Source organism: Metallumcola ferriviriculae, assembly GCF_035573695.1.
Taxonomy (GTDB): Bacteria; Bacillota; JADQBR01; order JADQBR01; family JADQBR01; genus Metallumcola; species Metallumcola ferriviriculae.
Map to the genome: position 1 here is coordinate 2,607,216 of NZ_CP121694.1, position 15,253 is coordinate 2,622,468.

Sequence of the window (15,253 nt, forward strand, 5' to 3'; positions counted from 1 at the left end):
TACCTGTGCACATTTTACCATAGTTAAGCTAGCTTATGAAACAACCCAAATAAAATATATTTTATTTTTTAAATAAGTTAATAAGTAAAGTGCCTGGCACCGTTCTCTTTGTCACCGTTCTCTTTGTTATAATGTCTTCAGCTGACACCTTGCCTTTAAAATCCTGCTTCAGCACGATAAATGCTTTGACACTTTCACCACGTCTTGCATCGGGCACGCCAATAACACCCGCTTGCAGAACAGCCGGGTGCTTTATTAACATCGCCTCCACATCTTCAGGAAAAACGCTGTACCCAGAGCATTTAATCATTTCTTTGACCCTGCCAATGAAGTAGAGATAACCATCTTGATCAATCATGCCAATATCACCGGTGTAAACCCAGCCATCTTTAAGCGTTTCATCAGTGGCTTGGGGACGATTAAAATATCCTTTAAATACCCCGGGATTTTTAATCACTATTTCTCCCTGTTCACCTGGCGGCAGCGGGTCTCCGGTCTCCGGGTCCAAAATCTTAACTTCAGTATCGAAGGTAGGGATTCCGCAAGAGCCGAATTTTATTTTTTCCGGGGGCATGATGGTATCACAAGTATGTGTTTCGCTAAGCCCATAAGATGCTTCATATAAATAACAGCTATTGGTAAGCTGTTTCCAGGCGTCTGACAATTCTTGATTTACCGGAAAGCCAAAACTTGTACACAAATTCAATTTAAGACTGCTCAAGTCACGTTTTTCAATGCCAGGATAACCCAATAGTTCCCCATTCATGGGTGCTATACTATACCAAAAGTCACATTGATACTTTTCGATGGCCGTTACTACTGCCTGAGCATCGTAACGGGTTAACATCACAGTAGTCATGCCGCTGTAAACAGGAATATTTACCCCCATCACCATACCCGCGATATGAAATATGGGCATTACAGTAAGACCCATTTTGAGTTTTTCCGATTGGTTTCCATGAAAAGCAGCTGCAGTCTTAAAAAGAGCATTACCATAAGTGAGCATGGCTCCTTTAGGTCTGCCGGTGGTGCCGGAGGTATAAACGAATAAAGCTACGTCATCCCAAAGATTGATTTCATCGCTCTGAAGCTGTGCGCTATGCTCTTTGACAGCTTGCAACAGGTCTGTTGTATCGTCAAATAGTTTCTTTTCAAGTATTATTTCTTCAGGCACCGGCAGGGTGGGTTCTTCGGGAATAAAGTCTGCGTAATTGGTAGTTACAACTAATTCAAGAGTAGGCATCTTATCCCTTACGTGCTGTTTTGCTCTGTTTTGCTCTGTTTTACACCGTCCTCTGTTTTACACCTGAGATAGCAAAGCTTTTTACAATAGAAGCCACACGATGCCCCCCTATTCCCACTGCTTTTTACCTAATATATCCTATTTTATCAATTACTTGAATATTTTACTAGTGTTTTAGCTTCTCATACATCTTATAAACAGCTGCTTCGCTAATAGATATGTTTTCTCCAATTTCTTTCATAGTATAATTGGCAGCTAAGGATTTATTGATATATGCTTGTTTATAATGGGTAAGATGTCTTTTCCGTGAGGCATTTTTTATCTCTTTGAAAATAGCGTTGTCCTGTGTCACTTCAAACAGTATTTCATCTAGACTTTTTCTTTGAATTTCCGCAAGAGGTTTATTAATTATAGTTTTTTGGTTTCCACCTATAAACAGGCCTTCTTCAAAGATACTGCCTTCCTCCATCTCATCCATATCCATAAATTTTTCATAAGCTTTAATGGCCTCTTGCCGATTTTCAGAAAATATGTTCAAGATAAAATCTATGTCTACGATGTCTCCGCGCTTATTTCTTCTATAATATGGGTCGCTACTCCAGCGATAGTCTTTTGCTTTCTTACACATCTTCGCCCTCACCGGATTTTGATGGATATACCGCAGCAAAGATAAAAGATATTTATTATCTTTCACTAAAATTCCTTTATATCTATTTTCAAAAACATGTCCCGTTCTTCCATTTATGTAGTTATAGAATTTACTGTATTTATTGTTTATCCGGTGCATGATATCCTGCAATGGTGCCTCCAATGTCTTCAGCACAAAATGGTAGTGATTATCCATTAGGACGAACCCATAAAACTCAAAATTCATGATTAGTTTATATTCCTTTACCAGTTCCAGCAAATATACTTTATAATCTCTATTCTCAAATATGTACTCTCGGTTATTCCCTCTTTGAATAATGTGATATACCCCACCCTTATACTCTATCCTCGGTTTCCGTCCCAATGAAAAACCACCTCCCAGTATCATCTTACCAGAAAGTGGCATCAGTTACAATAAGTTAATAAGTTAAGTGCCTGGCACCGCCTCTTCCCGCCTCTTCCCACCGCCTCTTCCCAATCGCCTCTTCCAATCACCGCCTCTTCCAATCAAAACAGGCTCCCCGGCAAAAAAGTCCCCTACCTTCTTCAAACCCCCGGCAGTGCCTAATAGTTCTTCTTACCGACTCTTACACCCTTATATAGACCTAAGCAAATGCTCCCATTTTTCTGGGAAGCCCATCAGTTCTACATCTACTTTTTCATATTGGTCGATTAAAGCACGTAAATTAGTTACAAAAGTGCCCCATTCAATGTTATCTTTTATGAGTTTTCCCATGATCAATATAAGTGAGAACACTGTATCATTTTTTATATCTTTTGCTAAATCTTTTTTATGAAGCATTGGTTTGATGGTTAAGGTTCGATTGTAAATCCTTCCAAAATGAGCACAAATGTTCCTAAATGTAGACAACGCATGAAGCCAGCTTCTAATATACTTATATGGAATTTTACAATATGTAATGGCAATTTCCAATTTATCTTCATTCTTTAGATTTGAATAAATTTTAGAAAGTAAACCAAAAGACACTACTTCTATAGCCACCCAAACTGGGAAAACACCTTTATATTTACTCTTATGATGCTTAATAAAAAGCTCATCGCTTCTATCTATTTCAAGATAAAGCTTGTCCATCAACTCTACATGAATCTTTTTAGTGATAAAATTTTCTGGGTTCATGTAGCCAGTTGCCCCATATTTATGAGCAATTAAATATGCAATATGAGTTCGGAAGGTGACCTCTATGGTTTCCAGCAATCCCATAATCAAATTACGTAACTTTTTATCAAACTCGTAAAGATTATAGATATCACTAAAAGAAACCCCATCTTGAAATTTATTATCGGCCTTATAAGTAAGCATGTAAGCACTTAGCCGGTAATAATTAATTCTGCCAAGGATTTCTCTTGCCTGCTGTTCATCCTCTATCTGCAGGTTTCTTTCTTTTAATATATCTACCTGTTCTTGAAAGGTTGTAGGTTCCTTAATTCTATCACCATTATCCATATTGTTTTATTTCTCCATAAATTAAATGACCCACCGTGGTACGCATTGTTAAGAGGCGTGATGGGTACTGTTAATGTAATAATACATCCACCGCCATTATTTGTCAATGCTTTTCAATCAAATCAATCTAACGCTTTAAAAAGCAGTAAGGTCTAACCCTTTGTAACCTTTATTTCCAAATTCATCATTAGATCTAACAAAGACAAGGTATCCTGATGTGCCGTTATGCAGTCTCCGTTGTTTTACACCAACTACATATAAAAAACCGCTCTGAAGCCCGAGAAGTCGGGCTTTTCTTTTGTCAATCTTTATGCATTTATATGTTGTATATCGTCGTGTATTGTGATATTATGGGATTAGAGGTGAATTTATGTATGTAAAGAAAAGTATCAGTAATGGTAAGGTCTATTTGTCTTTTGTCCAAGGTTATAGACAGAATGGAAAGGTAAAACAAAAAACAGTTGAGAAACTTGGCTATCTTGAAGATCTGGAAAAGGAATATCCTGATCCTATTGCACATTTCAAGCGGGTTGCAAAGGAACGTACCAAGAACGAAGTTCCGCAAAAAAAACTAGAACTTGACCTGTTAGCTAAGCTTCCGGATCAAGCAGCATTGCGCAAAAATCTTGGTTATACTGTGCCAAAATCAGTATACTCTCTACTTGGTCTTAGAGAATATTTCCAGAACAAGCAAAGGCATTTAATCGTAGATTATAACCTAAACAGCATATTCAGTCTGCTCATTTTCAACCGCTTTTTATTTCCTTCATCAAAAAGACACGCCTTTGAAACCAAGGATTATTTCTTTGAATCCTTTGACTTTTCACTGGCTGACATTTACCGTGCTCTGGATTACTTTGCCGGATATTCAAATGAGATCCAACGGCATCTCCATAGTAGAATATCGGAACTTATAGCAAGAGATAACCAGCTTGGATATTATGATGTCACCAACTACTACTTCGAGATCCCTTATGAGGATGAAGATGAATACGATGAAGACGGGAATATGATTAAAAAGGGTCAAAAAAAACGTGGCCCATCTAAAGAGCACCGTAAAGATCCCATCATTCAAATGGGACTCCTGATGGATACTAATGGAATCCCCATGGCCTTCAATACTTTTTCTGGTGGCGAAAGTGAAAAACTCTCTCTACTTCCAACAATTCGCCGTGTAAAGAGAGATTTCGCCTTGGAACGTATTATCGTTGTAGCAGACAGGGGGCTTAACACTAGTGATAATACCACTTTTCTTTCGGGAAAGAACCATGATGACATGGCAGGTAATGACGGCTATGTTTATGGACAGAGTGTTCTCGGTGCTGACAAAGAATTTAAAGAATGGGTATTAAATCAGGAAGATTATTTAATAGACAAAGAAGAAGATAAGGATGGAAATACCGTCTTTTTTAAGCACAAATTCCGCATTCATGCAAAGAAAATACAGTTAAAGGGAACAGATGGCAAGCGTGCCCAAAAGATGGAAATATTTCAGAAACAGATGGTCTACTATTCCGATAAATACGCCAAAAAACAGAAAAAAGACAGAGATAAGGCTATTGCGAAGGCAAAGGAACTGATTGCCAAACCCGGAAAATATACAAGAGCTACCAGCATTGGAGCTGCCGGCTATGTAAGCAATATCAAATTCTTAAAACAAACAGGTGAAATACCTGACGGGCTTGTTCTTTCCCTGAATGAAGCAAGAATTCAGAAGGAAGAAAAATATGATGGATACTATTCCATTGTTACCAGTGAAAAGCATTTATCAGATAGAGAAATTCGTGATATTTACAAGGGACTTTGGGAAATCGAAGAATCCTTTAAAGTAATCAAGAGTGAATTCAAGGCGAGACCTGTATATGTAAAAAAAGATGCACATGTAGAAGCACATTTTCTGGTATGTTTTGTAGCACTCGTAATCATGCGGGTTCTTGAACAGATGCTAGAGAAAAAACATACTGTGAAGCAGATTCGCAATTCTTTGATTAGCTATTCCTGCTCCTATTTGGAACAAAACTATTACCTGTTTGATTATCGAGATGATGTAATAGAATCCATTGAGTCTGTCTTTGGCTTTGACTTAAGTAAAAAGATTATGTCTCAGGCAGCGATCAAAAAAATTTTGCAATACAAAAAATAAGTGTCAATACACTACAAGTTTTTGACAAAATACAAAACCCGCTAGCCCTTGGTAATACTGGGGCAACGGGTTTTTTTAATCGTTTTTGCTGTAAAACTCAGGTAATACATCCACCGCCATTATTTGTCAATGCTTTTCAATCAAATCAATCTAACGCTTTAAAAAGCAGTAAGGTCTAACCCTTTGTAACCTTTATTTCCAAATTCATCATTAGATCTAACAAAGACAAGGTATCCTGATGTGCCGTTATGCAGTCTGGACGCCGCCGAAATATGCAGCCTGGCACCGCCCTGTCTCCAACAAACCCGCCAAGCTCAAATTTCATTATCGCTTTATATTCCTTAATCAATTCCAACAAATATGCTTTATCATCTTTATTCCCAAATATATACTCCCGGTTATTTCCTCTTTGTCTTTATGCATATACTCATAATGCTCTATCCTCGGTTTCCGCCCCAATGAAAAACCACCTTCCGGTTCCATTCTACCAGAAAGTGGTATTATTCGCAATAAGTTAATAAGTTAAGTGCCTGGCACCGTCTCTTGGCACCGTCTCTATTGCAGCCGTATTGCAGCCGCACCGTCTCTATTATATTCCTTTCGATGCGGAGGGGTCACAGCTATTGTTCCAGGTAATTGCAGACTGTTATGAAAAGCGTAGTCTAATCATTACTACCAACATTGAGTTTAGCAAATGGAATGGCATATTCTATGATGACCAGCTTACGGCTGCTCTCATAGACCGTCTAGTCCATCACAGCCATCTAGTTGTTTTTGGTCAAGATAGCTGGAGATTAAAGCACTCACTAATGAATCAATCTAAAAACTAAAAGGCAATATGGGGTGTTACATTTTTGCATTGCATTTTGTTACAGAAAAGGCTTGCAAAACACACATAAGTCCTTTTATTGCCATAAAAAATCCCCTCTAGGTTGTTAAATATACAGTGTTTCTTTGCACTGCCTACCTAAAGGAGATAATACCACCAATTTGTTACCCCTTTTCCGTTAACCGATACAAAAACTGTCTAAGTCTATCTGATTTAGGATTGTTAAATACTTCTTCGGGAGAGCCGGTTTCCATGATATAGCCATCATCCATAAAAACTATACGATCACCCACACCTTTAGCAAAGTCCATTTCATGCGTAACAATGACCATTGTCATTCCTTCATCTGCCAATCTTTTTATTACGGTAAGCACTTCCCCTACCAATTCCGGGTCAAGCGCTGACGTTGGCTCGTCAAATAATATTACTTTTGGTTCCATTGCTAAAGCACGGGCGATAGCGACTCTTTGTTGTTGTCCACCGGAAAGCTCATTGGGATAACTGTATTCCTTTTCAGACAATCCAACTTTACTCAAAAATGAACGACCTATCTCTGTTGCTCTTTCTTTTTCGTATTTACGTACATTAACAGGGCCTGCTATCACATTATTTAAGACTGTCATATGGGGAAACAAATTAAAATTTTGAAAAACCATTCCCGTTTCAGTACGGACGTTACAAATTTCAGCATCATTTCTACGTTTCTTGGACTTTTTATCAAAATGTATCTGATTATTGTCTATAAATATATCACCTTCGTCAGGAATTTCTAAAAAGTTCATCGTCCGCAGCAAAGTACTCTTCCCGCTTCCACTGGGTCCTATGATTACTACTACCTCACCTTTATTAATATGGAGAGTAATGCCTTTCAACACTTCATTTTTATGAAAGCTTTTTTTAATGCCTGTTACTCGAATCACTTTTCATCTTCCTCTCCAAGTAATCTGCAATAACTGCTAAAGGATAGTGCAACAACCAATACATAACAGCCACCAGTGTGAATATCTCTAAATTTCTAAACGTTGAAGTGGCAAGCAGTTCACCGGTATGCATCAGCTCATTTACTGCAATTACAGCTGCAAGCGATGAATTCTTTAGGAGTAATATAGCGGAGTTTCCTATCGGCGGAAGAACATTTTTTATTGCCTGTGGCAAAATAATTATTCGCATGGCAGTTGAATGATTCATACCAATAGCATAAGCCGCTTCGAATTGTCCCTTACCAATTGATTGAATTCCTGCACGAAAAATTTCAGCGAGGTAGGCTCCTTCGTATAGTGACAATCCAATAATAGCGGAAACGGAAGGAGTAAGTCTTAAACCGAATTCTGGTAAGACAAAATATACATACATTAACTGCACAAGCAGAGGAGTACCGCGAATTAAGCTAATGTAGAACCCTGCCGTTTTTCTCAGGATAACGCTGTTTGAGATACGAAGTAAAGCAGTGACCATCCCAATGATCAATGCCAAAACCAACGAAAGACCGGTAATTTCAACAGTGATTAAAGCACCTTCGAGTAAAATCGGTATAAAATCTAGTGTACTAAGCATTTTTCACCCCGTCTCCTTAACTCTAATATTGGTTAAACAAAAACACTGGCATGATAAATATTATTTTTTATGTCATTAACTACAAAGAAGGTCTCATCAAGCCAGTGTTTTTGTGGGTGTTAGATTAACTTAACAGCTTATTTTAACCCCCATTTTTCCAGCAACTTATCTAACTCCCCATTTTCCTGAAGTTTCTGAATTATTGCGTTGACCGTATCTTGGAATTCATCAGTTCCCTTAGGAAAACCCATACCTATTTTCACTACTTCTTTAGGCTTGTACTCTCTAACAAGTTTGACATCCTTCTTAAAATCCGGATTTTCTGCCAACATACGCGCTACTATAGGATAATCACCAATCAACGCATCCAGTCGACCGAACTTTAACTCTTTTACCATATCAGCTATGGATTTATAAGTCTGCGTTTCGATTTCCGGATAATCCTTCATATAGTTCGCATAAACGGTCCCTTCCTGTACGCCGATTTTTTTACCACTAAAATCTTCAAACTGCTTTATCTCATTATTATCCTTTGCTACCACCAGTCCACCACCATATGAATAAACCGGTATTGAAAAGTCTATTACTTTTGCCCTATCCTCTGTAATTGCCATTCCGGCAGACACCAGGTCAATTTTTTCTGATTGAACAGACGGAATCAAAGAAGAGAATTGAATAGCATTTATTTCTACTTTTAAACCAAGTTCATCACCGACTAGACTGGCGATGTCAACCATTAGGCCTTCAATTTCATTAGACTTAGGATTTAAAAATGTAAAGGGCGGCCCTGTCGGAGTTGATCCAACTCGTATAACTCCTGTTTCTTTCAGTTCATCGAGAAAAGTTGGTTCAGCTTGTACCTCTACCTTTGCCTTTCCTTTATCATCTTTTGCATCTGACTCTTGGTTACCTGCTGAGCACGCAGTTAGTAAGCCAACACTAATCAAACTTATTACCAATACACAAAGAATTAATTTAACCCTTTTATTCATCGGGTTTCTCCCCCTCAATCTATTTTTTTTGCCTAAAATACAGGTTTAAAGACATTTGACATGTCAGTACTGGTTTCTTTTCCCTTTTGATAAACTAAAAGGTCCTTCACCCTGGTTAAGTGACTTAAGCAGGCTTCCTGTGCTTCTTTTTCCCTTTTTTGCCGAATTAGTCTTATAATTTGCCGATGTTCTTCCGGCCCTTTAGGGTCTTTGCTGGGGTTGTCGTAAAAAGCCAGGTAAATACTTGTCAAATCAATAAGTTCCTTGCAGAATCTAGATAGCAATTCCACACCACTTAAGCGAACTATTCCAAGATGTATCTCATTTATTATCGGTAGAACTTTACCATAATCATCTTCCCTGTAAAGAGCATCTTCCTTATGTGTGAGCATTTCCAAGTTTTCTAACTGTTCTTTTGTTGCTTTTTGGCAGGCTAACCTAACAGCTTCAACTTCTAGGAGACCTCTTAATTGAAAGATTTCCTCAATTTCTTTTAACGTAGGTTCGTAAATGAACGCCCCTCTGTTAGGCATAATCTCAACGAATTTTTCAAATTGAAGTCTTTGCAGGACCTGTCGAACCGGGGTGCGGCTTACATTAAATACCTCTGCTAATTGTTTTTCGCTTAAATGAGTTCTGGGGCCAATCTTTCTATTTATAATAGCGGACTTAATCTCATTGTAAATGTGATCTTCTTTTGAAATTGTTTCGTTATTTCTCATTACTAACACACCCCTAAAGAATTATTTCAGTACCATTAGCTTACGTACTCAATTAAACCATTACAGTCCATGTCAGCCAAACCTAATTTTTCTAAAGTCAGTCCTTCTAACCAGTAATCCTTCTCTATTAAAGAACCACCCAACATTATGATAGAGTCAATTATGGGAGTAGCAATCCCCAGGGCTTTTCCCAAACTTGACCATAAGACCAACCCCATAGAAATATCCTCCACGAAGTAACGAGAAGTTAGGCTAAGAGGTCCTTTGATTGGGCCAAAAACCTCACTACGCCTGTACTGCTCATGTAGTTTTTCCAATGGCTCACAATATCCTATCTCCGCCAGGCGTTTCTCTGTTGGAATATACTTAACGCTTAGAGCATCACACAAGGCCTTCCGTTCCTTAGATATCGCTTTAATAACCCTACTGACACCCTCAGTTATCCCTTCGCGATATAAGTAAAACTCTCCACCGGAATATTCAATCCTTCCTGCATTTAAAAGACAAGGCCCCGGGTGTGTTTCCGGATTACCGTTATTTAACGTTGTCTCCCAAATATTTGATGCAGGAACTAATGAGTTATATAGACATTTACATTTCTCTAATACCTCTGGTGTATTCCTGCTGGGAAAAGCCGAAAAAAGAAGTTTTTTTGCTGACAAGTATAACTCAACCTCAGAACCATTAATTACTCTTGTACCATAAGTAAGAGAAGACGATTCACCAATTTTGATATCGGTATCTATACCCATTGAACGAATCACGTTAATAAATCGCGCACTGGACATTGCACCTGCACTGTTAATAAATACAATTTGGTTATCTTTTAAATATGGTGCACATACTTTGGCGAACTCCTCAACTGCCAAAGCTGGAATAGTTAGCATTATAACCTCAGCACCATCTATAGCCTTTTGAATGTCAGAGGTCACCAGATGTGGTTTGACAAAATCTTCTTTGTTCTTATTTTTTAATAAAATTCCTCCTCTTTTGATCACAGGATCTAGATTTTGCGAAAAGCGCGGTAGTTCATAAAGACGTACTTCAAAACCACGATGCCCAAGGTCTGCAGCAGCAGTAATGCCTCCATTCCCCGCTCCTAATATAGCAACTTTTTCTACTTGTCGTTCTTCTTTCATAATACGCCACCTTCTTCATTGATTGTTTTTGAAAGTATCAGCTATTTAGAACCCCTGACGTCCTGCACAAAATATATTCTTCTATAAAATCCCCCCTATTTAGTTACTTTTCGAAGAACCGTTTATATGCATTCTGAATTTTAATTTTGTATCCAATTATTGTATTCAAAGATTGTATGCAATTATTGAATACAATTTTAATCTAGGGTTGTAAAAAAGTCAATAATTATTTATTAAATTTTCAAAAAATTTTAAATAATTTTTCTCGGTTCCAATTAATCACCATTTAGAAGCATTTTAAGGACAAAAAAAAAGACTATTAAATACTTAGTCTCAAAAAAATCATAATTATTATTTTTGTCAAGCACCAGCGGGAAACAAAAACGCCAGGCATCTACACGCCTGACTAGCAATAAGTTAATAAGTTAAGTGCCTGGCACGCAGCTTCTCTGCTACACGCAGCTTCTCTGCTAAACCTTGCTCAGTGGGAATCCCACCCACTATATGATATGCCCTTATCTTGACGCACTGCCTGGCACCGTCTCTACGTTTCACGCTCTTCTTTCAAAATTGATAAGTTAGTGCCTGGCACCAGCTCTCCAACTCTTTTTGCGGAAACTCAAGATTGCATTGTATTGCGTTTGTGCATACATCGTGATACAATGAATATACTATTAATGGAGGTGATTCAGATGGCTAAAACAGCTAATCTCAATATACGAATTGACCCTAAAACCAAGGAAGAAGCAGAAAAACTGTTTTCTAATTTTGGCATCACAGTCACAGATGCAGTCAACTTATTTTTGCATCAGTCTTTATTATCAGGAGGTTTGCCTTTTTCGGTGAAACTCCCGGAACCTAATACAGCCACATTAGCCGCAATGAAAGAAATAGAAGAAATGATTGCTAAGAAATCTTCAACCTCTTCCCAAGGCGTCGATGACTTTTTCAAGGATATGGATTTAGATGCGAACCGTTAGGTATTCCAGCCAATTTAAGAAGGATGTTAAACTCGCCACCAAACGTGGATACAAAATGACCCGATTATATGAGGTCATGAAAGCACTCGAGAACGAAGAGGTCTTGGATGCAAAATTCAAAGAACATCCTTTAGTTGGCAACTACAAAGGTTATTTAGAATGTCACATTGAACCTGATTGGATCCTGATATTCAAGATAGATGGTCAAGATTTGTATTTTGCCAGAACGGGAACGCATTCTGATTTGTTTAATTAAAAGATACTTGCTTTACCTATTCTACCATTTTTAATAAGTTGATAAGTTGGTACCGCATGGGCATGGTTCATTTCTGCTGATTTTCTTGCTCTTGGCCTGTCCACCGGGAATACTTCTTAAGTATGGAACTCCATCACTAGGAAGAGGTCGTAAATTAGACTTTTCCACCTTACTATGTAGCTCATCAGGCGTGTGTCCGTTGTTCTCCCACAGCCTCGTATTGTTGGCAAGCTCCAAACAAATCAGGAAATTCCTCTTCATTATTCACCACATGCCTTAGAATTGCCTTCCCTCCACGGGAGTTACCCCGCTTCCTCGGTACTATGCAGTCATCCGACTCCCTGCTGCATTGGACTGCCTTACTTTGTTATCGCTTGGTTAGTCCTACTTCCTCTGGGTGAAGAGCGAACAGGGTCTCTCAAGTTGACTGTATCATATCAATGTGTAGCATGCCAAGGTCACCGACCCCGGGGAAGCCTGCATATTCTCGCTTAGCGAATATGCAGGTGTTGTTTTCTACTCAGGCAACAGTATCAACCTTCCCGATGGGTATTTCGGGGCTCAATCCCTTCAGCATTTGCGAATCGCTTTCGGCCTGCTACCTCACTGTCTACGCTTAACATCATAAGTTACCCGATGATGTCCAAGACTCGCTATGAGTGGTTTGCTAAACCTTGCTCAGTGGGAATCCCACCCACTATATGATATACCCTTATCTTGACGCACTGCCTGGCACCGCCTCTGTTCTCTGAACTCCCGGTTATTTCCTCTTTGAATAACGTGATAAACCCCACCCTTGTACTCTATCCTCGGTTTCCGTCCCAATGAAAAACCACCTCCGGTTCCATTCTACCAGAAAGTGGTATCATGGTATCATTCGCAATAAGTTAATAAGTTAAGTGCCTGGCACCGCCTTTCACCTGGTTCACCTGGTTCACTTAGAAAATTAAAATTTCTGTCTTGACAAGGGGGACACTTTACACAGAATAGGCATCATTGACGCAACCAAATAAAGGGGACCCACTTTGATAATAGTTTATACCAACAATAAGTGCAGCTCTTATTCCTTCACCCCCATCACCTTATAGACTATCAATGAAACTTGTAATATTAGCCCAAGTCCAAACTTTTGTATTTACACCTTCAATATTAGTTCTGTGGTCTTTATATGCCCAAACACCTAATATTTTTTTCTTCTCTTCTCTAGCACACTTTATTTCCCATTTTTGCCCACTGGAAATAAGAGAATTTTTGCTCGCCAATACTATAATGCCATCTGATCTTTTAATCCTGGTTCTCACCTTATCTTTCCAATCTGTTGCGTAAGGTTCTTTTACAGACATATCTACATATTCAAATGTAGAATTTGTATTTAATGATTGTCCTTTTAGAAAATCTCTTTGTCGTTCATCCTCTATTGCAAATGCAATAAAAACCACACTTTTTTAGTTCCCATTTTATACCCCCTAATTTGATTTACTTTCCTTGCAGCTTCACTTATTGTTCCTCTCAAATTTCCATGCATCCCTGACCATATCCTCAATAGTCAAATCAGCTTTCCAGTTTAATTCTTTCTCAGCTTTACTAGCATCCGCATAGCAGGTCGCAATATCCCCCGGACGTCTTCCTACTATTTCAAATGGAACATCAATGTCATTAACCTTCATAAAAGCATTCACAAGTTCTAAAACAGAAGTTCCTCTGCCGGTTCCTAGGTTATAGATGTTAACACCATCATTAAGGTTCTCAATAGCCCTCACATGGCCTTTCGCAAGGTCAACCACATGAATATAATCACGAACGCCGGTACCATCTATTGTATCATAGTCATTTCCAAATACACTTAACTTCTCCAATTGTCCTTTAGCTACCTTTGATACAAAAGGCATCAAATTATTTGGAATGCCATTAGGATCCTCACCGATCAAGCCACTCTCATGAGCACCTACTGGATTAAAGTATCTTAATAAACTAACCGCAAAACCATCATTAGCGTTAGCCGTATCCGTAAGGATCCGCTCGCTCATTGCTTTAGTTTCGCCATAAGGATTGGTAATTTTCTTAAGATTCATATCTTCTTTTAACGGAGATGGCTGAGCACCATACACAGTTGCAGATGAGCTGAAAACGAACTTATTCACACCATGCTTCACACACATCTTACTAAGTATCATTGTACTTACCAAATTATTATAATAATACTCAAGTGGTTTAGAAACGGACTCTCCTACCGCTTTAAGACCTGCGAAGTGAATCACACCATCGATTTTATGATTAACAAAAATATCTTCTAACTTTGCTTTATCCGTTACATCAATCTGATAAAAAGTAGGTTTGATGCCAGTTATGGAAGATAGATTATCCAGCACTTCAATCTTTGAGTTGATAAGATTATCAGCGATGATTACAGTATGGTTATTTTTAATTAGTTCTACTACCGTGTGGCTGCCGATAAAGCCCAGGCCTCCAGTTACTAATATGTTCATTGGTTGTGGTCACCTCATTATTAAAATTCATTTACTTCTTCTAACTTCTAATTTTAGCTATAGGTATAAATATTTTGAAATAATCACAGCATAAAATCACTACTAGATGTATTGTATAGATTTTTGTGAGCTATAACATCTCTCAAAGGTATGTTGTTGAATATTTGAAATTAATAACTGGTCCTGTACTGTTGCCTTCTAAAACTATATCTTTTCTACGTTAATTGCCATGGTTGATAACACTCATCAGTAATGATTAGCAATTTACAATGTTGATATGCCCATAGTGCAGCAAATCAAATGTTCCGTAGGTTATTACTTTTCTCAATTATTTCTCCCCCTTAAAACCTTTGTTTCTAATTTGATTGTTCTGTCAAATTTCCAGGCATCTCTGACCATCTCTTCAATTCTTAATTCCAATCTTCATAAACAGTAGCAGATGAGCTGAAGACAAACTTCCCAATTCCGTGTTGCACACACATCTTGCTAAGGACCATAGTATTTATCAGATTATTACAATAATACTCAAGTGATTTTGAAACAGACTCACCAACTACCTTAAGTCCAGCGAAATGAATCACAACATCAATATTATGATTAGCAAAGATCTCCTCAACCCTCGCTTCATCTGTCACATCAATCTGATAGAAAGTTGGTCTGACACCTGTTATTTGATGAAGCTTGTCCAACACTTCGATCTTTGAGTTGATAAGATTATCAGCAATGATCACTCAATGTTCATTTTTTATAAAGCTCCCACGACAGTATGACTACCGATAAAACCTAGGCCACCGGT

Annotated in this window: 16 protein-coding genes and 1 pseudogene; 4 read left to right on the forward strand and 13 right to left on the reverse strand. The window is 38.2% G+C overall.

Annotated features, from left to right (window positions below; translation table 11 throughout):
• Positions 1-61 precede the first annotated feature (61 nt).
• From MFMK1_RS12975 to MFMK1_RS12990, 4 genes are all read right to left on the reverse strand, one after another.
• Entirely contained in the window at positions 62-1,243 is a 1,182-nt protein-coding gene (locus MFMK1_RS12975; protein ID WP_366922121.1) for an AMP-binding protein, read from the reverse strand.
• Between the two features lie 166 nt (positions 1,244-1,409).
• Complete coding sequence (locus MFMK1_RS12980; RefSeq protein ID WP_366922116.1) at positions 1,410-2,255, reverse strand: transposase; 846 nt, start codon at positions 2,253-2,255, stop codon at positions 1,410-1,412.
• 63 nt (positions 2,256-2,318) lie between these two features.
• Positions 2,319-2,441, reverse strand: coding sequence for a hypothetical protein (locus tag MFMK1_RS12985; RefSeq protein WP_366922122.1), 123 nt, complete (start codon positions 2,439-2,441; stop codon positions 2,319-2,321).
• Between the two features lie 45 nt (positions 2,442-2,486).
• Positions 2,487-3,356, reverse strand: a complete 870-nt coding sequence (locus MFMK1_RS12990; protein ID WP_366922123.1) for an Abi family protein — start codon at positions 3,354-3,356, stop codon at positions 2,487-2,489.
• Between the two features lie 370 nt (positions 3,357-3,726).
• On the opposite strand from MFMK1_RS12990, the gene MFMK1_RS12995 reads away from it, so the two are divergent.
• Positions 3,727-5,499, forward strand: a complete 1,773-nt coding sequence (locus MFMK1_RS12995) for an IS1634 family transposase (protein WP_366922124.1) — start codon at positions 3,727-3,729, stop codon at positions 5,497-5,499.
• A 590-nt stretch (positions 5,500-6,089) separates the two neighbouring features.
• A pseudogene (locus tag MFMK1_RS13000) lies at positions 6,090-6,329 on the forward strand (ATP-binding protein); the annotation flags it as partial.
• Between the two features lie 163 nt (positions 6,330-6,492).
• Here the strand turns inward: MFMK1_RS13000 and MFMK1_RS13005 are convergent.
• The 5 genes from MFMK1_RS13005 to MFMK1_RS13025 form a co-directional block, all read right to left on the reverse strand.
• The gene (locus MFMK1_RS13005; protein WP_366922125.1) at positions 6,493-7,248 is read right to left on the reverse strand and encodes an amino acid ABC transporter ATP-binding protein; all 756 of its coding nucleotides are present in this window, start codon (positions 7,246-7,248) and stop codon (positions 6,493-6,495) included.
• Entirely contained in the window at positions 7,226-7,882 is a 657-nt protein-coding gene (locus MFMK1_RS13010; RefSeq protein WP_366922126.1) for an amino acid ABC transporter permease, read from the reverse strand. Before MFMK1_RS13010 ends, MFMK1_RS13005 begins: the two co-directional genes overlap by 23 nt.
• 137 nt (positions 7,883-8,019) lie before the next feature.
• On the reverse strand, positions 8,020-8,874 hold the full coding sequence (locus MFMK1_RS13015; RefSeq protein WP_366922127.1) for an ABC transporter substrate-binding protein: 855 nt from the start codon (positions 8,872-8,874) through the stop codon (positions 8,020-8,022).
• 32 nt (positions 8,875-8,906) lie between these two features.
• Entirely contained in the window at positions 8,907-9,596 is a 690-nt protein-coding gene (locus tag MFMK1_RS13020) for a GntR family transcriptional regulator (protein WP_366922128.1), read from the reverse strand.
• A gap of 35 nt (positions 9,597-9,631) precedes the next feature.
• Entirely contained in the window at positions 9,632-10,735 is a 1,104-nt protein-coding gene (locus tag MFMK1_RS13025; RefSeq protein WP_366922129.1) for an NAD/NADP octopine/nopaline dehydrogenase family protein, read from the reverse strand.
• 692 nt (positions 10,736-11,427) lie between these two features.
• On the opposite strand from MFMK1_RS13025, the gene MFMK1_RS13030 reads away from it, so the two are divergent.
• Positions 11,428-11,715: a type II toxin-antitoxin system RelB/DinJ family antitoxin gene (locus MFMK1_RS13030; protein WP_366922130.1), complete on the forward strand. Its 288-nt coding sequence runs from the start codon at positions 11,428-11,430 to the stop codon at positions 11,713-11,715.
• The gene (locus tag MFMK1_RS13035) at positions 11,702-11,971 is read left to right on the forward strand and encodes a type II toxin-antitoxin system YafQ family toxin (protein ID WP_366922131.1); all 270 of its coding nucleotides are present in this window, start codon (positions 11,702-11,704) and stop codon (positions 11,969-11,971) included. The genes MFMK1_RS13030 and MFMK1_RS13035 overlap by 14 nt, the downstream gene beginning before the upstream one ends.
• A gap of 1,082 nt (positions 11,972-13,053) precedes the next feature.
• Here the strand turns inward: MFMK1_RS13035 and MFMK1_RS13040 are convergent.
• The 4 genes from MFMK1_RS13040 to MFMK1_RS13055 form a co-directional block, all read right to left on the reverse strand.
• Positions 13,054-13,410: a TIR domain-containing protein gene (locus tag MFMK1_RS13040; protein ID WP_366922132.1), complete on the reverse strand. Its 357-nt coding sequence runs from the start codon at positions 13,408-13,410 to the stop codon at positions 13,054-13,056.
• Positions 13,411-13,464: 54 nt separating this feature from the next.
• Complete coding sequence (galE, locus tag MFMK1_RS13045; protein WP_366922133.1) at positions 13,465-14,457, reverse strand: UDP-glucose 4-epimerase GalE; 993 nt, start codon at positions 14,455-14,457, stop codon at positions 13,465-13,467.
• A gap of 256 nt (positions 14,458-14,713) precedes the next feature.
• Positions 14,714-14,785, reverse strand: a complete 72-nt coding sequence (locus MFMK1_RS13050; RefSeq protein ID WP_366924944.1) for an adenylyltransferase/cytidyltransferase family protein — start codon at positions 14,783-14,785, stop codon at positions 14,714-14,716.
• Between the two features lie 82 nt (positions 14,786-14,867).
• The gene (locus tag MFMK1_RS13055) at positions 14,868-15,188 is read right to left on the reverse strand and encodes an NAD-dependent epimerase/dehydratase family protein (protein WP_366922134.1); all 321 of its coding nucleotides are present in this window, start codon (positions 15,186-15,188) and stop codon (positions 14,868-14,870) included.
• Between the last annotated feature and the right edge of the window lie 65 nt (positions 15,189-15,253).